A 21,430-nucleotide genomic window follows, 5' to 3' on the forward strand; every position below is an offset into this window, starting at 1 on the left:
GAGAATCCATGACACTGGCAGGCAAGACCATCCTGATGTCGGGCGGCAGCCGTGGCATCGGCCTCGCGATCGCGCTGCGGGCCGCGGCTGACGGCGCGAACATCGCGATGCTCGCGAAGACCGACACCCCGCATCCCAAGCTCGAGGGCACGATCCACACCGCCGCGGAGCAGATCCGTGCGGCCGGGGGCAATGCCCTGCCGATCGTGGGCGATGTCCGCGATGACGACGACATCACCGAGGCGGTCCTGAAGACGCAGGGCGAGTTCGGTGGCATCGACATCGTCATCAACAACGCCAGCGTCATCGACCTCTCGCGCTCGCTCGACCTGAACGCCAAGAAGTACGACCTGATGCAGGACGTCAACGTGCGCGGCACGTTCATGCTGTCCCGCGCGGCGGTGCCGATCCTGAAGGATGCCGAGAACCCGCACATCCTCTCGCTGTCGCCGCCCCTGAACCCCACGCCGAAGTGGCTCGGTGCGCACACCGGCTACACGCTCGCGAAGTTCGGCATGACGCTGGCCACGCTCGGCCTCGCGGCGGAGTTCGCGCGGGACGGCATCGCCGCCAACACGCTGTGGCCCCGCACCACCATCGCCACGGCCGCCGTGCAGAACCTCCTCGGCGGCGACAAGGTGATGGCCGCGAGCCGTACGCCCGCCATCTACGCGGACGCCGCCTACGCCGTGCTGCTCAAGCCCGCGGGCTCTTACACCGGGCAGTCGCTCATCGTCGAGGATGTGCTCGAAGGTGAGGGTGTGACCGATTTCTCCGGGTACGCCGCGATCCCCGGCACTCCCGACAGCGCGCTCTTCCCGGACATCTTCCTCGACTGACCCCCCACCTCATTCGGGCAGGGCGCTTTGGCCTCGCCGGCAGGGAGACCCGGGTCAGATCAGGAGGTAGGCCGCGCCGAGGATCGTGAGGATGATCACGAGGCGGTCGAACACGCGCTGGTTCAGGCGTCGCGCGACGCGCAGGCCGAGGAGCGCGCCGATCACCACGAGCGGCGCGAGGGCGGCATCCATCAGCAGCACCGGAGTGGGGAACAAGCCGAGACCGGCGAGGAACGGCACCTTGAGCACGTTGATGATCGCGAAGAACCAGGCGGAGGTGCCGAGGAAGACCTGCACCGGAGTCCGGGTGGCCAGGAAGTACATCGACATCACGGCGCCGCCGGCGTTGGCGACCATCGTGGTGAAGCCACCGAGCGTGCCGTAGGCACCGGCGAGCACGATGCCGCCGGAGGAGGGCGGGACCGCTGCGTGCGCACGGTCCTGCCGCCATCGCCGCCAGAGGGTCACGCCGATCATCAGCAGCAGGATCACGCCGATCGCCCGGCGGACGATGCCGTCGCCGGCGAGCGCGAGGAACGCGAATCCGGCAAGGAGCCCGAGGACGACGGCCGGTGCGAGGCGCAGCAGCGTCGGCCAATGGGCGTGGCGGCGGTAGGCGATCAACGCGAACACGTCGCCGACCATCAGCAGGAGCAGCATCGCGGCCGTGGAGGTGCGTGCGGGCAGGACGGCCGCGAACAGCGCGATCGCCAGGATGCTGCCGCCCGGGAGAGCCGTCTTGGAGATGCCGATCGTCACCGCGGCCACGGCGAGTGCGGCCCACGCCCAGGGGTCGAGCGCGATCACCGTTGCCGCCCGATCACCGTTCGAGCTCGGCGACGATCGCGTCGTAGCCGCGGCTCCGTGCCAGTTCGACCGGCAGCACACCGTCGCCGTCGGGGATGTGCGCATCGGCACCGCCGTCGAGGAGCGCCCGCACCACCTCCACGTAGGCGGAGGAACCGTCGCCGAGCACGATCGCCTCGTGCAGGGCCGTCCAGTTCAGGTTGTTGACGTGGTCGGGATCCACGCCCGCCTCGAGGAGGATCTCGACGGTCGCGAGCAGCCCGCGTTCGGACGCCGGGATCAGTGCGGTACCACCGAAGCGATTCGTGCTCGTCAGGTCGGCGCCGTTCTCGAGGGTCAGCAGCAGGATCTCATCGTGACCGCGCGCGCCCGCATACAGGTACGCGGAATCCTGGATGTCGTCCTTCGCGTTCACGTCGGCGCCGGCGTCGATGAGCGCCCGCGCCGCCTCGACCCTGTTGCCCTTGGTGGCCGCGATCAGGGCAGTCATCCCGCCGGCTCCTCGCGCCTCGATGTCCGCACCGGCGGCGAGTGCCGCCCGCACGGCATCCGCATCGCCGGCCGCGGCGGAGGCGAGCAGATCAGTGGTGGCGTCGGTCATCGTGTGTGGTGCGATCAGCCCCGCGCGGCGGAGAGTGCGGTGGTGAAGCGTGCGGCGCGCTGCTCGATGTCGGACCAGTCGGCTGCGGCGATCGATGCGCCGTTCGCGAGGTCTCCGCCCGCACCGACGGCGACAGCGCCGGCCGCGAACCACGCAGCGAGATTGTCCGGATTCACGCCGCCGGTCGGCATCAGGGGCGCAGTGGGGAACGGGCCCCGCAACGCGCCGAGGTACGACGGGCCGCCCAGCGACGCGGGGAAGATCTTGACGACGTCGACGCCCAGTTCCAGCGCGCCCATGACCTCGGTGGGGGTCATCGCGCCGGTCATCACGACGCGGTCGGTGTCGAGCATCGACCGGGTGAGATGGGGGAGGGTGCCGGGGCTGACGAGGAACTCCGCGCCCGCATCAGCGGCCTGAGTGGCCTGAGCCGCGGTGGTCACCGTGCCGGCACCGATGTACGCGGCGTCGCCGTGACGCGCGACCAGTTCGCGGATCACCGCCGGCGCATCGGGTGTCGAGAAGGTGACTTCGATGCCGGTCACGCCACCGCGGATGATCGCTTCGGACGCCTCCAGGGCCAGCTCAGGGGAGGGGGCGCGGAGGACGGCGAGGATGCCGGTGCTGCGGGCGCGGTCGAGGCGGTCGGACATGAGGCTCCTTGCGGTGGGGGATCCTTCCATTCTCCCGGGCGTCCCCTGTAATGACAACTCGGCCGGAAGACGGACGTATGCGCCGGACTACTTCGCGACGAGCGTGGTCTCGAAGCGGTACAGGTCGGGGCGGTAGCAGTGGTGGCCGAGCTCGATCGCAGCGCCTGACTGGTCGAACGAGATGCGCTCCATGGTCAGCAGCGGACCGCCCGCCTCGATCTCCAGCAGTTCTGGTTCATCGGCCTCTGCGCGGCGTGCGCCGATCTTCTGCTTGGCGACCCGGATGGCGATGCCTCGGGCGCGGAGCGCCTGATAGAGACCTCGGGACTCGAGTTGTTCGGCGGAGATGTCCGCGAACTCGCGAGGGAGGTAGTTCTCGAGAACGGCGACGGGAACGCCGTCGGTGCTCCGTCGGCGTCGCAGGTGGAGGACCTCCGCACCGGGGGGCAGGGCGAGCGCCGTCGCCACTTCCTCCGAAGCCGGGATCACCTCGTGCGTCAGCACCTGCGTGCCCGGTTCGTGGTGGGCGCTCTGCAGGTCTTCGAAGAGACTGGTGAGTTCGACCTGGCGGGTGACGGAACCCTGCACGACCTGGGTGCCGATGCCCCGTCGGCGCACGAGGAGTCCCTTGTCCACGAGTTCCTGGATCGCTCGTCGGATGGTGGGTCGGGAGAGGCCCAGCTGCTCGGCGATCGATACCTCGTTCTCGAGGCGGGCGCCGGCGGGGATCGCTCCGGATTGGATCGCGCTCTGCAGGCGCGTGGAGACCTGGAAGTAGAGCGGGACCGGACCCGTGCGGTCGATGTCCGCGAAGAGATCGTTCGGCCACGGGGTGACGAGATCGGCCATGGTCCTCCGCTTTCTGTGGGAGTCATATTGTAGCGACAATCATACGATCCACCCCAGACCCGATTTTCCGGGCACTTCGAGCGGCGATGCGTGGCGAGGGGCGGCGCTGAGCAGCGAAAAGTCCTGAGGATGCTTAAAGTGCTATTGTGCTGACATGAAGGAGTCGGCGTGAGCTACGTGTGGGATCCGCACCTGTTCGTGGAGCTCGGTCTCCTCGCCTTGGCCTTCGTGCTCTCGGTGGCGGTCGGTGTCGAGCGCTCCCGGAAGCTCAAGAGCGCGGGGCTGCGCACCCACGTCCTCGTCGGGATCGGTTCCGCCATCTTCACTCTGATCTCGGCGTACGGATTCGAGGGGGTCCTCGGGCCTGACGTGGCCGTCGACCCCTCCCGCATCGCGGCGCAGGTCGTGTCCGGGATCGGGTTCCTCGGGGCCGGCGTGATCTTCGTGCGCAACAATGCCGTGTCGGGGCTGACGTCGGCGGCGACCATCTGGGTCGTGGCGGCGATCGGCATGGCCTGCGGTGCCAACATGCCTCTCCTGGCGATCGCCGGCACCGGGCTGCATCTGCTCACCGTCGGTCCGCTCTCCCGCGTGCGCGATCGTCTGCGCCCGGAACCCGAGAGGCTACGGGTCACCGTCCAGTACGAGGCCGATCGGGGTGCTCTCCGTGAGGCGCTCGCGGCCGCCGAGCGCCGTGGTCTGCCGGGCACCCTTCTCGGAGCGGCCCGGATCCACGGCGATTCCGACATGCGCGCGACCCTCGAGTTCGTCGAGGCCTCTCCCGACAAACGCTCGGACCTGATCGACGCGATCGCGCGGCTCGATGGCGTGCGTTCGGTCGCCGTCCAGGGGACCTCCGATGATGATTGATGCATATGTAATTACCTGCTAACATTTTCACTGGGCTTCGGTCCGACCGTTCAATGGAGAAAGGAAATCGAGTGATCCGTATCGCGAATGCGCCGGTGAGCTACGGGGTCTTCGAGCTCGCACGCCCGGACCTCGTCGCACTTCCCGAAGGCGAGGAACTTGCGCGCTGGATCAGCGAGGCCGGCTACCAGGGCATCGATCTCGGACCGGTCGGACTTCTCGGACGAGGCGCGGAGCTGACGGATCGCCTGCGGCGCCACGGCCTCGAACTCGCGGGCGGATGGGTGGATCTTCCGTTCGCCGGTGCCGACGACGACTTCGCCCGCGCGATGGCGGACCTCGATGACATCCTCGACGTGTTCGTCGCTGCGGCGGCGACCGGACCGACCCTTGCTCCTCTGCCCACGCTCGCCGACTCGGGCAGCGCGGCACGCAAGGCGCGTCCTGGTGGCGCTCCCGAACTCACGCTCCGTGGGGACGACTGGGCGCGGTTCGCCGATCGCGTCAACATCGCGACGGCGCGTGTCCGCGATCGCGGGCTCGAACCGACCTTCCACCACCACGCGTGCACGTATGTCGAGACGCCCGAAGAGGTCGACGCGCTGCTGGCATCGACCGACGTCGGTCTCACCTTCGACTCCGGTCACCTCCTCATCGGGGGCGGTGACCCGCTGCCCGACTTCCGCCGGTGGCGTGACCGCATCAATCACCTGCACCTCAAGGACGCGCGCACGCGGATCCTGCACGAGGCGTTGCAGGCCGATGACCCGATGCGCTCGGTCTGGGAGAAGCGCGTCTTCGTCCCGCTGGGGCAGGGGGATCTCGCCGTCACCGAGCTCGTGGAAGAGATCATCGACAGCGGATACAGCGGCTGGCTCATCGTCGAGCAGGACGTCGTGCCGCGCTCGACCACTGAGGTCGAGCGGGCCAAGGCCGAACAGGTCGCCAACCGTGACGCCTTGCGGGCGTGGTTCGCGTGAGCGTCACCCGCGTCGCCGTCATCGGGTTGGGGGCGATCAGCCAGAGCGTGCACCTGCCGATGCTGCGCAGGAACGCGGAGGGCTTCGAGATCGCCGCACTCGTCGATCTCTCCGCCGAGCGCACCGCCGACATGGGAGCCCGCTACGGCGTCGCCGCGGACCGTCGGTTCTCGTCGGTCGATGCCCTCGTCGCCGCGAAGGACGACGGCGTGCTCGCGATCGACGCCGCCATCCTCGCCACCACCGGCTCCCACGCCGGCGACACGCTGCGGCTCGTGAAGGCAGGCATCCGTGTGCTCGCCGAGAAGCCCCTCGCCTACTCGATCGCCGAGCTCGACGCCCTTGCCGCCTACGCCGTGGACGCCGGGATCGACCTGCGTGACTGGGTGCGCGTCGGCTACATGAAGGAGTACGACCTCGCGTCGCAGCACGCGAAGCGCCTCCTCGCCGACGTCGACCTGCGTGCGATCAGCGTGCAGGTGATGCACCCGCTGGACGGCTCGCAACTGGAGTACGCCCGCCTCGCGGCGCGCACCCACGACGTCTCCGCGGAAGTCCTCGCCCCGCTGATCGCAGCGACGGGGACGATCGTGGACTCGGCCGTCGGCGCCGACCTCCCGACCGACCTGCGCACGCTCTACACGAACGTCGTGCTGGGTTCCATCGTCCACGACGTCGGACTGCTCCGTATGCTCGTCGGCGGTCTGGGCGATGTCGACTTCGCCCAGCACTGGGGTCCGAAGATGCCGGGATCGGTGCACCTGCGGGGCACGCTCGCTCGTGACGAGACCCCGTGGACCCTCGATTGGCACTACATCGACGGTTACCCCGATTACCAGGAGACCGTCACCTTCCATCACGAGACCGGAACCGTCGAACTGCTCTTCGGTGTTCCGTACGTGACCAATCTCCCCACCGTCCTCCGCGTGACGGAGAGTCACCCGGAGCTCGGCATCCGCGTGAGCGAGTCGCGGTGGATGCAGCAAGAGGCTTTCGAGAACGAACTGTTCGCGCTGGCGGCACTGGTCCGCGGCGAGCGTCCCGACGGGGCGAGCGTCGAGGAATCGATGGCCGACGTGCGGGTCGGGCAGCGGATGATCCGCGCGCTCGCGCTCTCGAAGGGCGTCACGCTCGACCCGGGCGTCGAAGCCGCGCAGTAGTTCACCCACATCCGCGACCGAGCGCATCCGCTCGGCGTTCAGCGATACAGAAAGGTCAGAAATGGTCACGTACGGAAAGCGCCGCCTGCTTGCGGCGTTCGCCCTCACCACTGTCGGTGCGGTCGTCCTGGCTGGCTGCTCCGGAGGATCGGAGCCGGAGACCGAGGACGAATCCGGGCCGGTCACCCTCACCCTCACCACCAACTCCATCACCGGCGGCAAGAACAGTGCCGAAGCGGACTGGATCGCGGACTGGGTCATCCCCGAGTTCGAGAAGGCCATGGACGCGGAAGGCAAAGACGTCACCGTCGAGTTCCAGCCGCAGGGCGTCGATGATGAGGACTACAAGACCAAGATCGCCCTCGATCTGCAGTCCGGCAAGGGTGCCGACATCATCGGGATGGACGGCATCTGGGTCGGCGAGTTCGCCGAGGCCGGATACATCAAGCCGCTCTCCGACGTCGGCGGTGAGGCGGTCGACGACTGGGACGGCTGGGCGCAGATCCCCGACGCCGTGCAGAACGCCCTCTCGTTCGACGGCGACCGCTATGGCGTCCCGCAGGGCGCCGACGGTCGTGTGCTGTACTACAACAAGGACCTCTTCGCCCAGGCGGGGCTCGATGAGGACTGGGCTCCGGAGAGCTGGGACGACATCCTCGACGCGGCGCGCGACCTCAAGGACCTCGACGGCGTCACCCCGATCCAGCTGAACGCCGGTACGGCGATGGGCGAGGCGACGACGATGCAGGGTCTGCTTCCGATGCTGGTCGGGACCGGAGAGCAGGTGTACGAGGACGGCAAGTGGATCGGTGCCACCGACGGCATGGAGAAGACGCTCGACCTGTACGAGACGATCTACGTCGACGAGGGGCTGGGTGACCCGGTCCTCCAGCAGGAGGCGTCGGGACGCGACACCTCGTTCCAGCTCTTCGCCGAGGGCAAGATCGGCATCCTCCTCGAAGGCGACTACTTCTGGCGTTCCGTGATCAACCCCGCGGAGGGTGTGGGCACGGCGCCGATGGCCGATCGCGACACCACCGTCGGGTACGCCAAGATCCCGGCGATCGAGCCGGGCGACGGCATCAACGATCAGGACTACGTCTCGATGTCCGGGGGTACCGGGCGCGTACTCAACCCCAACTCGAAGCACGCAGCGCTCGCCTGGGAGCTGCTCGCCTTCATGAACTCGCCGGAAGCCTACGAGGCGCGTGCCGCCGGCACGCTCTCGATCTCCCCGCGCAACGACGTGAACGAGAAGCTCCTGTCGTCCGACCCCATGTTGACGTTCGTCAGCGAAGAGGTCCTGCCGATCACCGCCTACCGTCCCGGCCTGGCCGCCTACCCGCAGGTGTCCGTGCTGCTCCAGCAGGCCACGCTCGACGTCGCCACCGGGACGTCGGTCGATGACGCCCTGAAGACCTACGTCCGTGGTCTCGAAGGCGTCGTGGGCCCGGACGCGATCTCCGAGTGACCATGACGCAAGCAACGATGCCGGCGGGGAGCGTCACCGCTCCCCGCCGGCGCCGCGCGGAGGATGTCGCCGGTCTCGGCCGGGCGAGGGCGACCCTGTTCGCGGCGCCCGGTCTGCTCCTGATCGGCCTGTTCCTCCTCTTCCCGGCGCTCTGGACCGTCTACCTCGGGATGACCAACTACCGGCTCACCGGCTTCGCCGCCGCCAACCCGGAGTTCGTCGGACTCGAGAACTTCTCCACGGCGCTCAACGACCCGCGGTTCTGGAACTCGCTGTGGCTGACGCTGGTGTTCGTGCTGGTGTCGGGGATCATCGGGCAGACCGTCCTCGGCTTCGCGCTCGCCTGGATGCTGCGCCACGTGCGGGCCGGCGTCAAGACCTTCGTCGAGACGCTCGTCCTCGCGGCCTGGGTGATCCCCGCATCGGTCGCCTCTTTCCTCTGGCTCGCGCTCCTCGACCGGCGCACGGGCACTCTGAACTCCCTTCTCGGGACAGAGGGGGCGGCCTGGCTCATCGAGCATCCGATGGAGTGCATCATCATCTTCAACATCTGGGTCGGAACGGCGTTCTCGATGCAGTTGTTCTCCTCGGCGATCAGCGCCGTCCCGCCGTCACAGCTCGAGAGCGCCCGCATGGTCGGGGCCAACACGTGGCAGCAGCTGCGTGATGTGATCCTCCCCAACATCAAGGGGCACTTGCTGACCAACACGTTGCTGATCACGCTGTGGACCTTCAACACCTTCACCCCCTACCTGCTCACCGCGGGCGGGCCGAACGGTCAGACCGACATCCTGTCGGTGTACATCTACCAGACCGCCATCCCCGGCGGGCAGCTGGGACTCGGAGCGGCGATCTCGTTGATCATGCTCCTCATCAACCTCGTGATCGCGCTGATGTACACGCGCGTCTCGCGAGGGAAGAGCTCGAAGAAGAAGGTGCGCTCATGATGACCACCATCAAGACCGTCGTGCGCGACCGGTCGGTGACCCATTTCGTGTCGCGGATCCTCTTCACGATCGTGATCGTGCTCGTGTCCCTGTTCTTCGCGCTGCCGATGGTGTGGCTGGTCCTGGCTCCGTTCGACGCGACGCCGTCGCTGACGGTGTCGTGGCCGGACTGGACGCTCGACAACTTCGCCCGCCTGGCGGAGAACCCGTACGCCCTGAAGTCGATCCTCAACTCCTTGATCCTCGGCATCGGGACCATGGCGCTCGTGATCGTGCTCGGAGCCCTGGCCTCGTACGCGATGAGCCGGATCAGCATCCCGGGGCGCGACGGCATCCTCTACGGGCTGCTGCTCCTGTCGTCCATCGTGACGGGGACGGCCGCGATGGTCCCGACCTTCCAGCTCATCAATCAGCTGCAGCTGATCAACACCCACGTCGGCGTCATCCTCGTGCTGGCCGGCGGGATCCTCCCGACGGTCATCTTCATCCTCAAGGACTTCATGGATTCCATCCCGAAGTCGTACGAGGAATCGGCACGGCTCTACGGTGCGGGTCCCTTCCGCATCCTCAAGGACGTCGTGGTGCCGATCGCCCGTCCGGGCCTCGCGTTCATCGCGATCTGGACGATCGTGCAGGTGTGGGGCAATTTCCTCGTGCCGTTCCTGCTTCTTCGCACGCCCGACATGCAGCCGGCCGCCGTGCTCATGTACACCTTCTACACCGAGAGCGGCCAGGCCGATCTCCGACTGATCTCGGCGTTCTCGCTGGTGTTCTCGGTGCCCGTCCTTCTCATCTACTTCTTTGTGAACCGTCGCTACGGTTTCCGCTTCCACGGAGGGATCAAGTCCTGATGGCCGCCATCATTGCAACCGAACTCGTCAAGGAGTACCCCGGCGGGGTGCGCGGCGTCGACAGCGTCGACGTCGAGATCGCGGACGGCGAGTTCTTCGCGCTGCTCGGTCCTTCCGGGTGTGGGAAGACCACGCTGCTGAGGTCGATCGCGGGCCTGGAGAGCATCACCTCCGGAAAGCTCACGATCGGCGAGAAGGACGTCACCAACGCCGAGCCGGGTGAGCGCGGCGTGGCGATGGTGTTCCAGGACTACGCGCTGTTCCCGCACATGGACGTCGGCGACAACATCGCCTACCCGCTGCGGATCCGCCGAGTGGGCAAGGGGGAGCGTCGCACCACGGCGGAATCCGTCGCGAACGGTCTGTCGCTCAACGGCCTGATCGAGCGCCGACCCGGTCAGCTCTCCGGTGGCCAGCAGCAGCGCGTGGCCCTCGCTCGCGCCGTGGCGACCCGGCCCGATGTACTGCTGTTGGACGAGCCGCTGTCGAACCTCGATGCGCGGCTGCGGCTCGAGGCGCGGACCTTCCTTAAGGAATTGCAGCGCGACCTCGGTGTCACCACCGTGTTCGTGACGCACGACCAGGCGGAGGCTCTCGCTCTCGCGGATCGGATCGCCGTCATGAAGGCGGGGAAGCTCCAGCAGATCGGCTCGCCGCGGGAGATCTTCCACCGTCCGAACAACACCTTCGTCGCCGGGTTCATCGGCTCCGTGCCGATGAACCTCCTCGAGACGACGGTCGCGGCCGGTCATGTCCGCATCGGCGACGCGGATGTCCCGGTCCCGCCGGAAGCCGCCGCGGCGGTGCGGGATGGGCAGACCGTGAGCTGGGGCATCCGTCCCGAGTACCTGCGCTGGTCGGCCGAACCCGTCGCGGACGGAATCGCGGCGGAGGTCGTCGTGACCGAAACCCTCGGTGCGACGAGCCTCGTGCTCGTGAGCGCGGGGGAGCACAAGCTCCAGGTCGTCGTTCCCGAGGAACACGAACCCGCCGCGGGCGACCGCGGCTGGATCGTCCCGCAGCTCAACCGCGCGCTGCTGTTCGACGCCGAGAGCACCGAGCGGATCGGCTGATGGGCACCGTCCGCACCACCCTCCATCTCACGCACGACATCCAGAACGCCGATCGCTACGTGCGGGTGCCGTTCGACGTGCCCTCGGGCACGGATTCGCTCGAGGTGCGCATCTCCTACGACACCGAGGCGGCCGTGATCGACCTCGGCTGCGAGGGGGCGGCAGGGTGGCGCGGATGGTCCGGCGGCGCGCGGACCACGTATGTGATCCGCACGGACGACGCCACCCCGGGGTACCTTCCCGGGCGCCCGGAAGAGGGCGAGTGGAACGTGGTCCTCGGGGTGCACCGACTGAGCGCCGGTGGCGCCGACGTCATCGTCGAGATCCTCCTGCCCGCGGAATCGACGATCGACCACGGCCCGGTCGTCGCCCCCGTGGCGGGGGTGCCCCGCGGAAGCTCGAGGAACCTCCCCGCCTCCGCAGGTCTGCGGTGGTTCGCCGGCGACTTCCACGCGCACACCCTCCATTCGGACGGCCGCGAGAGCATCTCCGGCCTGGCGGCACTCGGGGTGAGCGCCGGACTCGACTTCCTGGCCGTCACCGACCACAACACCACGAGCCACCACGCGCATCTCCCCGGTATCGGGGAGCAGCACGCGATCACGCTGCTGCCCGGCCAGGAGGTGACCACGCACCGTGGTCATGCGAACGCCTTCGGGGACATCGGCTGGATCGACTTCCGCCGCCCCGCGCAGGAATGGGTCGACGAGGTCGAGCGCCGTGGCGGCGTCCTGAGCGTGAACCACCCGATCTCGGGGGACTGCTCGTGGCTGCACCCGCTCTCGCGCCTGCCGCGTGCCATCGAGCTCTGGCATTCGACGTGGTACCGCGAGCTCATCGCCACCTCGCCGCTCGCGTTCCACGAGCGCTGGGGCAAGGACGCCGTCCTCCTCGGCGGTGCCGACTTCCACATGCAGAGCCAGGGCATCGGGCCCGGTACGCCGACCACCTGGGTCGCCGCGGAAGACGCCTCGTCCGAGGCGATCCTCGCCGGAGTCGCTGCGGGGAGGACCGCGATCATGGGCGGGGTCACCGTGCGGGACGGGCTCAGCGCACCCGACCTCTTCACCGCCCCGGTCCTCCTGCGCGTCGATGACGAACTGCTCGCCGTCGACGCCGACGGTCTGATCCTCGTCGACGGTGCCGGTGAGCGTCGCTCGGTGCACGGAGACCTCGCCTCTTTCACCGCCGATCGGGCCGCCGGCCCCTACTACCTGCTGCATCCCGACCGCAGCATCGCCGCCCTGTGCGCCTGACCGGCCGCACGCATCTTCCGCAGAGAATCAGGAGTCCCCGCCCGTGACCAGTGAGATCGTCGTCGTCCCCCACACCCACTGGGACCGCGAATGGTATGAGCCGCACGATGTCTTCCGCCTGCGCCTGGTGCACATGCTCGACCGGCTGATCGGGATCCTGGAGGCCGAGCCGGAGTACCGGTTCACGCTCGACGGACAGGCCGCGGCGATCGAGGACTACCTCGAGATGCGTCCGGAGATGCGGGACCGGGTCATGGCTCTGGTGCAGCGGGAGCAGCTGAGTGTGGGCCCGTTCCTCATCCTGCTCGACGAGTTCGGCTGCGACGGCGAGACCATCATCCGCAACCTCGAGCTCGGTCGCGCCGCGAGCGCGCGTCTGGGCCGCACCATGCCGGTCGGCTACCTCCCGGACATGTTCGGCCATGCGGCGCAGATGCCGCAGATCCTGGCCGGGTTCGGAATCCGTCACAGCGCGCTCTGGCGGGGTGTGCCCGCTGACGTCGCTGAGCACGCGTTCGCATGGGTCGCCCCGAACGGCGATGCCGTGCGCTGCGAGTACCTCTTCGACGGCTACGGCAACGGGCTCGACATGTTCGCTCTGCCGGGTCAGCTCCCCGCGCTCGCCCCCGACTACGCAGCCCGCACTGCGTCCTGGTACGGCGACGACCCGGTGCTCGCCATGCTGGGCACCGATCACTCCGCACCTCCCGAAGACCTCGCCGAGGTCATCCGGGACTACGACGCGACGGGCCGCGAACCGCACCTGTCGATCGCGACCCTCGACGGGCACCTCTCGCGCTATGCGACGGATGCCGCGGCGCTGGCCGTTCTTCCGCAGGTGCACGGCGAGATGCGCTCGCACGCCCGCGGCAACCTGCTGCCCGGGGTGTTCTCGATCCGCACGAACCTCAAGCGCGAGATGGCCCGTTCGGAGCAGGCGCTCACGGCCGCCGAACGACTCGACCTGATGTTCGGATCCCGCGACCACCGCTCCTTCTTCGACACCGCCTGGTACCGCCTGGTGGAGAGCACGGCGCACGACTCCGTGACCGGCTGTGGCGTCGACGCGACGGCTGAGCAGGTCGGGACCCGCATCCACACCGCGGGGCACATCGCCCGTGGGGTCATCGACACCGTCCTCCGTGACGTGTCGGCGGCAGTGTCGCCTGCGCAGCACCTCGTGTTCAACCCCTCGGGCTTCGCTCGGCGTGCGCAGGTGGAGGTCACTCTGCACGGGGTGGATGCGGCGGCGCTCCCGGCGGGCGTGCAACTGCTGGACCCGCTGCCCACCGTGCTCGGCGACGAGCGGATGCGCAGCGCCGATCTGCCCAAGATCCTCCGCCGCATCCACGGGCGTGAACTCTTCGGGCAGCAGATCAACGGGTACGAGTGGGGCGAGCAGTCGCTCCGCTTCCAGGTGGCGGAGAGCCCTGAGGGTGTCTGGGACCTGGCGGCTTTCACCGTGGAACTGGAGGAGCGCGTGGCGGCGGATGCCGGCGGCGACGACCTCTGGCATGTCGAGACCATCGCCGATGCGCGCCACCGTGCGCTGCTGGCGGTGGACGTCGACGGTCTCGCGCTCGCCGCGGTGGCCGAGACGACGGCGGCGGCTTCCGATGATCCGGTCACAGTGACCACCGGATCGCTCTCGAACGCCGCGCTCACCGCGACCGTGAACGCCGATGGCACCGTGCGCATCGACGGGGCGGACGGCTCCTCGATCGACGGCGCCCTCGCCCTCGTCGATGACGGCGACTGCGGCGACTCCTACAACTACGGCCCGGTCGATCCGGCCTCCGCGGTGAGGAGTGCGTCCTCCATTGACGTCGCCGTGATCGAGGAGGGGCCGCTGCGCGGACGCCTCCGCATCCGTCGGGTCTACGACCTGCCGGTGGGGCTGACCGAAGACCGGACACGTTCGAGTGAGACCGTGCCGCTGGTGACCGAGACCACGATCGAACTGCGCGAGGGGGAGGGCTTCCTGCGTGTCGGCATCGACTACGTGAACACGGCCTCCGACCACCGGCTCCGGGTGCTCGTCCCCGTCGGGGGTGCGGAGCTCGACGCCTCCCGCAGTGCCGGGCAGTACGCGACGACCGTCCGTGGTCGCGAGGCCGAGGGTGGCTGGGGTGAGTTCCCGTTGCCGACCTACCCGGCGTACCGCTTCGCCGCGGCGGGTTCGACCGCGGTTCTGGTGCAGAAGCTGTCGGAATACGAGCTCGTGTCGACGCTGGGCGCATCCGATGCCCTCGCGGTCACCCTGTCGCGCTCCGTCGGCATGATGAGCGTCAATGTGCATCCGTTGCGTGACGAGCCCGCCGGTTCCGAGATCCCCGTGCCCGGTGCGCAGTACCTCGGAGTGGCCGTGCACACGGACCTGGCGATCCTGGTCGGCGCGGATGATGTGACGGCCGTGCGTGCCGCCGACCTCTTCCGGCACGACCCGCTCGTGGTCCGGGGTTCGGGCGAGACCGACGGTCCGGTGCCCGAGGCAGCCTTCCCGGTCGAGCTCTCGGGCGACGTCGTGCTGGAATCGGCGCGTCGGGTCGGTGATGCCGCTGAGCTCCGATTCGTGAACTACCTGTCCGACGCACGCGACGTGGCGTTCTCGGCGCCGGGGTCCTGGGCGCGGGTCGACCTGGCCGGTGAGGTTCAGGAGGCCGCGTTCGACGCGTCCTCCGCGCGCACGGACGCGGGCGCGATGCTCAGCATCCGACGATCGCTCTGAGCAGATCACCGCATTAGTGCTAATGTTAAGACAAACGCGCGAAGGAGTGGAGGGGTGATGTCGGAAGAACGATCGGTCGCGGAGATCCTGGCCATCGGGCGCCTGGGCGTCGACCTGTACCCGCTGCAGGACGGCGTCGGTCTCGGTGACGTCACCAGTTTCGGCAAGTACCTCGGTGGAAGTGCGGCCAACGTGGCCGTCGCCGCTGCTCGCTACGGGCACGACACCGCTCTGCTCTCCCGGGTGGGAGACGACCCCTTCGGGCGGTACCTTCGCGAGGAGCTGGAGCGCCTCGGGGTGCGGAGCGACTTCGTCGCGACCGATCCGAGCTACAAGACGCCGATCACGTTCTGCGAGATCTTCCCGCCGGACGACTTCCCCCTGTACTTCTATCGCGAGCCCACTGCTCCCGACCTGCAGATCCGCCCCGGCGACGTCGATGCGCAGACCGTGCGGGAAGCGACGCTCCTCTGGTTCACGGCGACAGGCCTGAGCGAGGAGCCGAGTAGACAGACCCACCTCGACCTCCTCGCGTCGCGGGGACGCCGTGCGCACACCGTGTTCGACCTGGACTACCGACCGATGTTCTGGGAGGCGCCGGAGGCCGCGCGCACGCAGATCCAGCGTGCGCTCGAGTTCGCCACCGTCGCAGTCGGCAACCGCGAGGAGTGTGAGGTCGCGGTCGGCGAGACCGAACCGCAGCGTGCCGCGGACGCGCTCCTGGAGCGCGGCGTGGAACTGGCGATCGTCAAGCAGGGGCCGCGTGGTGTGCTCGCCAAGACGCGGTCGACGCAGGTGGAGATTCCGGCCACCCCGGTCGAGGTCGTCAACGGGCTCGGTGCCGGCGATGCGTTCGGTGGCGCGCTCTGCCACGGTCTGCTGGCGGGATGGGAACTGGAGAAGACGTTGATCTACGCGAACGCGGCGGGCGGCATCGTGGCCGGCCGCCGGGAATGTTCGACGGCGATGCCGACGGAGCGCGAGGTCGCCGAGGTCGTGAACGGAGATGCATGAGATGACAGCACTGACCGAGGACGACTTCCACCGGCTCCGGACGGTGCGTGCGGAGTCGCCGCGAGCGATCCGCGAGACGCTGGCCGGGCGACGTCGTCGCGAGATCATCCGCGGCGACGGGCGGCTGTTCATCATCGCGGCCGACCATCCTGCGCGCGGTGCGCTCGCCGTCGGCGGCTCGCCGTTCGCGATGGCCGACCGCTACGAGCTGCTCGACCGCCTCGCGATCGCCCTGCGGCACCCGGGCGTCGACGGCGTGCTGGGAACCCCCGACATCATCGACGACCTCGCCGTGCTCGGTCTGCTCGACGACAAGATCGTGGTCGGCTCGATGAACCGCGGTGGCCTGCGGGGGGCGAGCTTCGAGATGGACGACCGCTACACGGGGTACGACGTGCCGGCGATGGTGGACTCGGGAATCGACTTCGCCAAAGCGCTCCTGCGGGTGAACCTCGACGACGACGGGACGGCACCCACGCTGGCCTCGACGGCGGAAGCGGTCACGGCGGCCGCACGCGCGGATCTGCCGATCATGCTGGAGCCGTTCCTGAGTCGACGCGTGGACGGCCGGGTCGTCAACGATCTGAGTCCGGATGCCGTGATGCTGTCGATCGCCATCGCCAGCGGTCTGGGCGCGAGCAGCGCCAGCTCCTGGCTGAAGCTGCCGGTGGTCGAAGACATGGAGCGCGTGCTGGCGGCGACGACGTTGCCGGTGCTGCTCCTCGGCGGAGACGCGGGCGCCGACCCCGACGACACGTTCTCGTCCTGGGAGGATGCTCTCTCGCTGCCAGGAGTGCGCGGACTGACGGTCGGACGCACGCTCCTGTACTCCTCCGACATCGACGTCGCGTCCGCGATCGACGTCGCCGCCTCTCTGGTCCACCCCGGGCTCACCGCCTGAACGCCTCTTCCCGCCTGAACGCCACTTCGCCGAAGGACACGTATGACCCCCGCCTCCACCATCCCCACCATCGGACACTGGATCGACGGTGCCGCCCGTGCGTCGACCAGCGGCCGGACGGCTCCGGTGCACAACCCCGCGACCGGGGCCGTGACCGGACACGTGGCTCTGGCCGACGACGCCGAGATCGCGGAAGCGATCGCGTCCGCGCGGCGCGGGTTCGAGGTGTGGAGCGGCTACTCGATCGCGCGGCGTCAGGCGGTGATGTTCGCGTTCCGTGAGCTGCTGCACTCGCGCAAGGGTGAGCTGGCGGAGATCATCACGGCCGAGCACGGCAAGGTGCGTTCGGACGCGATGGGGGAGATCCTGCGCGGACAGGAGGTGGTGGAACTGGCCACCGGGTTCCCGCACCTGATCAAGGGCGCATACTCGGAGAACGTCTCGACCGGCATCGATGTGTACTCGCTGAAGCAGCCGCTCGGGGTCGTCGGCATCATCTCCCCGTTCAACTTCCCGGCGATGGTGCCGATGTGGTTCTTCCCGATCGCGATCGCCGCGGGCAACGCGGTCGTCCTCAAGCCCAGTGAGAAGGATCCGTCGGCGGCCCTGTGGCTCGCTGCGCTCTGGGCCGAGGCGGGCCTTCCCGACGGTGTGTTCACGGTGTTGCAGGGCGACAAGCAGGCCGTCGACGGACTGCTGGAGAGCCCGGATGTCGCGTCCATCTCGTTCGTGGGCTCGACGCCGATCGCCCAGTACATCTACGAGACCGCATCGCGCAACGGCAAGCGGGTCCAGGCGCTCGGCGGGGCGAAGAACCACATGCTGGTGCTGCCGGACGCCGATCTCGACCTCGTCGCCGACCAGGCGGTGAACGCCGGGTTCGGAGCGGCCGGCGAGCGGTGCATGGCGGTCTCCGTCGTGCTCGCGGTCGATCCGGTGGCGGATGAGCTGATCGAGCGGATCCGGGAGCGCATCGCCGCTCTCCGCATCGGCGACGGAGCGGGTGGGGTCGACGGCGAGCCCGACATGGGGCCGCTGATCACTGCCGAGCACCGGGCGAAGGTGTCCGGGTATGTCGACATCGCCGAGGCCGACGGAGCGCGGATCGTGGTCGACGGCCGGGGTCTGACGGTCGACGGGCGCGAGGACGGCTTCTGGTTCGGACCGACGCTCATCGACGAGATCCCGACCTCCTCGCGCGCCTACCAGGAGGAGATCTTCGGGCCGGTGCTGTCCGTGGTGCGGGTGCAGACCTTCCAGGAGGGAGTGGACCTGATCAATTCCGGTCGCTTCGGGAACGGGACGGCGATCTTCACGAACGACGGCGGCGCCGCACGTCGGTTCCAGCACGAGGTGCAGGTCGGGATGATCGGCATCAACGTGCCCATCCCCGTCCCCGTGGCCTACCACTCCTTCGGCGGGTGGAAGGCGTCGCTCTTCGGCGATGCGAAGGCGTACGGTGTCCATGGCTTCGACTTCTTCACCCGGGAGAAGGCGATCACCAGCCGCTGGCTCGACCCCGCGCTGCACGGCGGCATCGACCTCGGCTTCCCCCAGAACAACTGAGCTTCGGATCGGGCAGGAGGCGTCATGACCGAGCAGGGGCAATGGTTCCACCGCCGAGGGACGATCGGCCGCGACGGGTGGGAGAGCGTCGTCGACGCTGCGATCCCGGGATGGACGCACACCGGCATCCGCATCGGAGCGCTCGCCGCGGGGGAGACCCTCGCGCTCGCCGAGGCCGGGGTCGAGCGGATCATCGTGCCGCTCGCGGGTTCCTTCACGGTGCAGCACACCGAGCAGGGCGCGACCTCGGAGACGACGCTCGCCGGCCGCCGGTCGGTCTTCGACGGGCCCAGCGACGTGCTCTACCTGTCGTCCGCAGCCTCCGCGGTCATCACGGGAGTCGGTCGGGTGGCGGTGGCCTCCGCGCCCGCATCGGCCGTGCATCCGACCCGGCACATCCGCGCCGCCGAGATCCCGATCGAGCTCCGCGGAGCCGGCACCTCCAGCCGGCAGGTGCACAACTTCGGCACGCCGGAAGCGCTCGACGCCGAGCGCCTCATCGTCTGCGAGGTCATCACGCCCGCGGGGAACTGGTCGTCGTATCCGCCGCACAAGCACGATGAGCACGTGTCGGGACGGGAATCCCGGCTCGAGGAGATCTACTACTTCGAGGCGGCCCCCACGCGTGCCGGCGGCGATGCCGGTGCCGCCGAGGCCGCGTTCGGGATGTTCGCGACCTATTCCTCGGACGCGGGCGCCATCGACATCGCCGAGCGGGTGGGCACCGGTGATATCGCGCTGGTCCCGTTCGGATTCCACGGACCCGCTGTCGCCGCACCGGGCTACGACCTCTACTACCTGAACGTCATGGCCGGCCCCAATCAGGAGCGGGTGTGGCTGATCACCGACGACCCGGCGCACGCGTGGGTGCGCGACAGCTGGAGCGGGCAGGACATCGATTCCCGACTTCCCTACGGACATGGAGATCACTGATGCAGACGAAGCGGATGACGGTCGGCCAGGCCCTGGTCGAGTTCCTCTCGCGCCAATGGACCATCGACGGCACCATCCGCGAGCGCACGGTGCCCGGTATGTTCGGGATCTTCGGCCACGGGAACGTCGCGGGTCTCGGTCAGGCGCTGCAGCAGTACAACCTCGAGCAGCCCGATCTGATGCCCTACCGCCAGGCCCGCAACGAACAGGCGATGGTGCACCAGGCGGTGGGCTTCGCGCGGATGCACCGGCGTAGGGCCACGTTCGCGAGTGCGGCCTCCGTGGGGCCGGGCGCGACGAACATGCTCACCGGTGCGGCCCTCGCGACGACCAACCGGCTCCCGGCGCTGCTGTTGCCGAGTGACACCTTCGCCACCCGGGTCGCCGATCCCGTCCTGCAGCAGCTGGAGCGCCCGCACGACATCGGGCTCACGGTGAACGATGCGTTCCGCCCGCTCTCGGTGTTCTTCGACCGGGTGCAGCGCCCCGAGCAGCTCTTCTCGATCGCGCTCGCGGCGATGCGCGTGCTCACCGATCCGGCGGAGACGGGGGCGGTGACGATCGCCCTCCCCGAGGACGTGCAGGCCGAGGCGGTGGACGTCCCGCTCGAATTCCTCCAGGAGCGTGAGTGGCACATCCGCCGGCCGCTGCCCGAACGCGGACCGCTCGAGCGTGCCGTGGCCGCGATCCGCGGCGCGAAGCAGCCGCTCATCGTCGCCGGTGGGGGTGTGATCTATTCGGAAGCGGAGCAGGCACTCGGTGCCTTCGCCGAGGCCACCGGCATCCCGGTCGGCACCACGCAGGCGGGCGGTGGCGCATTGCCCTGGGACCACCCGCAGAATCTCGGCGGGATCGGTGCGACGGGAACCACCGCCGCGAACCGGATCGCCGCCGACGCCGATGTGATCATCGGTATCGGCACGCGCTACAGCGACTTCACCACCGCGTCGCGCACCGCCTTCCAGAACCCGGATGCGGTGTTCGTGAACGTCAACGTCGCCGCCTTCGACGCCTACAAGCACGGCTCGCAGCTCCCGCTTATCGCCGATGCCAGGGAAGCGCTGGTCGCGCTCACGGGCATGCTCGGGGACTTCCGGATCGCGACCGATCTGAGCGCGCGGATCGCCGACGAGAAGCGGCGATGGGATGCGGTGGTCGACCACGCTCTCGCGCCCACGGGTGGCGAACTGCCGGGGCAGCCCGAGATCATCGGCGCCGTGCGCGGGTCGGTGGCCGATGCAGACGTCATCGTGCAGGCGGCCGGCTCGCTCCCCGGAGATCTGCACAAGCTGTGGCGGGTGAGCGACCCGCTCGGCTACCACGTCGAGTACGCCTACTCCTGCATGGGGTATGAGATCGCGGGAGGCCTCGGCGTCAAACGGGGGCTCCTCGCATCCGGTGACGAACGGGACGTGATCGTCATGGTCGGCGACGGCTCGTACCTGATGTTGAGCTCCGAACTCGCGACGGCCGTGGCCGAGGGCATCAAGATCATCGTCGTGCTCGTCCAGAACCAGGGATACGCCTCGATCGGGCATCTCTCGGAGACGGTGGGCACGGAGCGCTTCGGCACGAAGTACCGGAGCTACGACGAGGAGACGCGGAGTTTCCAGCACGGTGACGTGCTCCCGGTCGACCTCGCGATGAACGCTCGCAGCTACGGCGTCGACGTCATCGAGATCGCACGGGGGTCTGCGGCGATCGATGATCTGCGCGCTGCGGTCGCCACGGCGAAGGCCTCGGAGCGGTCGACGCTCATCCACATCGACAGTGACCCGACGGTCTACGGTCCGGACGGGGAGGGATGGTGGGACGTGCCGGTGGCGGCGGTCTCGACCACGGACACCGCACAGCGGGCCCTCGACGAGTACGTGCAGCAGCGTGCTGCACAGCGTCCCCTGCTGGGCTGACGTCACGGAAGCACCGCACCC

General features: G+C 68.8%; 19 protein-coding genes. 15 read left to right on the forward strand and 4 right to left on the reverse strand.

From position 1 onward, the window contains the following. Nucleotides 1–8: 8 nt before the first annotated feature. On the forward strand, nt 9–839 hold the full coding sequence (locus LVJ59_RS12245) for an NAD(P)-dependent oxidoreductase (protein WP_232763269.1): 831 nt from the start codon (nt 9–11) through the stop codon (nt 837–839). Nucleotides 840–893: 54 nt separating this feature from the next. Here LVJ59_RS12245 and LVJ59_RS12250 read toward each other — a convergent pair whose 3' ends face one another. The 4 genes from LVJ59_RS12250 to LVJ59_RS12265 all read right to left on the reverse strand — a co-directional run bounded on the left by LVJ59_RS12250 (nt 894) and on the right by LVJ59_RS12265 (nt 3,749). Continuing rightward, nucleotides 894–1,646 carry a sulfite exporter TauE/SafE family protein gene (locus LVJ59_RS12250; RefSeq protein WP_232763270.1) on the reverse strand — a complete coding sequence of 251 codons (753 nt, stop codon included), beginning with the start codon at nt 1,644–1,646 and terminating at the stop codon, nt 894–896. A gap of 13 nt (nt 1,647–1,659) precedes the next feature. Next, complete coding sequence (locus tag LVJ59_RS12255; protein ID WP_232763271.1) at nt 1,660–2,247, reverse strand: ankyrin repeat domain-containing protein; 588 nt, start codon at nt 2,245–2,247, stop codon at nt 1,660–1,662. Nucleotides 2,248–2,261: 14 nt separating this feature from the next. Then, nucleotides 2,262–2,900 carry a bifunctional 4-hydroxy-2-oxoglutarate aldolase/2-dehydro-3-deoxy-phosphogluconate aldolase gene (locus LVJ59_RS12260; protein WP_047520967.1) on the reverse strand — a complete coding sequence of 213 codons (639 nt, stop codon included), beginning with the start codon at nt 2,898–2,900 and terminating at the stop codon, nt 2,262–2,264. Nucleotides 2,901–2,987: 87 nt separating this feature from the next. Beyond that, entirely contained in the window at nt 2,988–3,749 is a 762-nt protein-coding gene (locus tag LVJ59_RS12265) for a GntR family transcriptional regulator (protein ID WP_131493363.1), read from the reverse strand. 168 nt (nt 3,750–3,917) lie between these two features. Here LVJ59_RS12265 and LVJ59_RS12270 point away from each other — a divergent pair, with 168 nt between their 5' ends. The 14 genes from LVJ59_RS12270 to iolD all read left to right on the forward strand — a co-directional run bounded on the left by LVJ59_RS12270 (nt 3,918) and on the right by iolD (nt 21,409). After that, on the forward strand, nt 3,918–4,619 hold the full coding sequence (locus LVJ59_RS12270; protein WP_134352348.1) for an MgtC/SapB family protein: 702 nt from the start codon (nt 3,918–3,920) through the stop codon (nt 4,617–4,619). A gap of 71 nt (nt 4,620–4,690) precedes the next feature. Further along, entirely contained in the window at nt 4,691–5,599 is a 909-nt protein-coding gene (locus LVJ59_RS12275; RefSeq protein ID WP_232763272.1) for a sugar phosphate isomerase/epimerase, read from the forward strand. Beyond that, the gene (locus LVJ59_RS12280; RefSeq protein ID WP_165875472.1) at nt 5,596–6,759 is read left to right on the forward strand and encodes a Gfo/Idh/MocA family protein; all 1,164 of its coding nucleotides are present in this window, start codon (nt 5,596–5,598) and stop codon (nt 6,757–6,759) included. Before LVJ59_RS12275 ends, LVJ59_RS12280 begins: the two co-directional genes overlap by 4 nt. Nucleotides 6,760–6,820: 61 nt before the next feature. Beyond that, on the forward strand, nt 6,821–8,230 hold the full coding sequence (locus tag LVJ59_RS12285) for an extracellular solute-binding protein (RefSeq protein WP_232763273.1): 1,410 nt from the start codon (nt 6,821–6,823) through the stop codon (nt 8,228–8,230). Nucleotides 8,231–8,232: 2 nt separating this feature from the next. After that, nucleotides 8,233–9,177, forward strand: coding sequence for a carbohydrate ABC transporter permease (locus LVJ59_RS12290; RefSeq protein WP_232763274.1), 945 nt, complete (start codon nt 8,233–8,235; stop codon nt 9,175–9,177). Continuing rightward, a complete protein-coding gene (locus LVJ59_RS12295) occupies nt 9,174–10,028 on the forward strand; it encodes a carbohydrate ABC transporter permease (protein WP_205802363.1) in 855 nt (284 codons plus the stop codon). The genes LVJ59_RS12290 and LVJ59_RS12295 overlap by 4 nt, the downstream gene beginning before the upstream one ends. Then, nucleotides 10,028–11,101, forward strand: coding sequence for an ABC transporter ATP-binding protein (locus LVJ59_RS12300; RefSeq protein ID WP_134352343.1), 1,074 nt, complete (start codon nt 10,028–10,030; stop codon nt 11,099–11,101). The genes LVJ59_RS12295 and LVJ59_RS12300 overlap by 1 nt, the downstream gene beginning before the upstream one ends. Beyond that, nucleotides 11,101–12,357: a CehA/McbA family metallohydrolase gene (locus LVJ59_RS12305; protein ID WP_232763275.1), complete on the forward strand. Its 1,257-nt coding sequence runs from the start codon at nt 11,101–11,103 to the stop codon at nt 12,355–12,357. The genes LVJ59_RS12300 and LVJ59_RS12305 overlap by 1 nt, the downstream gene beginning before the upstream one ends. Nucleotides 12,358–12,400: 43 nt before the next feature. Next, entirely contained in the window at nt 12,401–15,085 is a 2,685-nt protein-coding gene (locus LVJ59_RS12310; protein ID WP_232763276.1) for a hypothetical protein, read from the forward strand. Nucleotides 15,086–15,142: 57 nt separating this feature from the next. Beyond that, nucleotides 15,143–16,099, forward strand: a complete 957-nt coding sequence (gene iolC, locus LVJ59_RS12315; RefSeq protein ID WP_153242985.1) for a 5-dehydro-2-deoxygluconokinase — start codon at nt 15,143–15,145, stop codon at nt 16,097–16,099. A gap of 1 nt (nt 16,100) precedes the next feature. Continuing rightward, nucleotides 16,101–17,000, forward strand: a complete 900-nt coding sequence (locus LVJ59_RS12320) for a deoxyribose-phosphate aldolase (protein ID WP_131493381.1) — start codon at nt 16,101–16,103, stop codon at nt 16,998–17,000. 42 nt (nt 17,001–17,042) lie between these two features. Beyond that, a complete protein-coding gene (locus LVJ59_RS12325) occupies nt 17,043–18,566 on the forward strand; it encodes a CoA-acylating methylmalonate-semialdehyde dehydrogenase (protein WP_232763277.1) in 1,524 nt (507 codons plus the stop codon). A 24-nt stretch (nt 18,567–18,590) separates the two neighbouring features. Beyond that, nucleotides 18,591–19,499, forward strand: a complete 909-nt coding sequence (iolB, locus tag LVJ59_RS12330) for a 5-deoxy-glucuronate isomerase (RefSeq protein WP_232763278.1) — start codon at nt 18,591–18,593, stop codon at nt 19,497–19,499. Next, on the forward strand, nt 19,499–21,409 hold the full coding sequence (gene iolD / locus LVJ59_RS12335; RefSeq protein ID WP_232763279.1) for a 3D-(3,5/4)-trihydroxycyclohexane-1,2-dione acylhydrolase (decyclizing): 1,911 nt from the start codon (nt 19,499–19,501) through the stop codon (nt 21,407–21,409). Before iolB ends, iolD begins: the two co-directional genes overlap by 1 nt. The last annotated feature ends 21 nt before the right edge of the window (nt 21,410–21,430 follow it).

This window comes from Microbacterium sp. KKR3/1 (assembly GCF_021272365.1).
GTDB lineage: Bacteria > Actinomycetota > Actinomycetes > Actinomycetales > Microbacteriaceae > Microbacterium > Microbacterium aurugineum.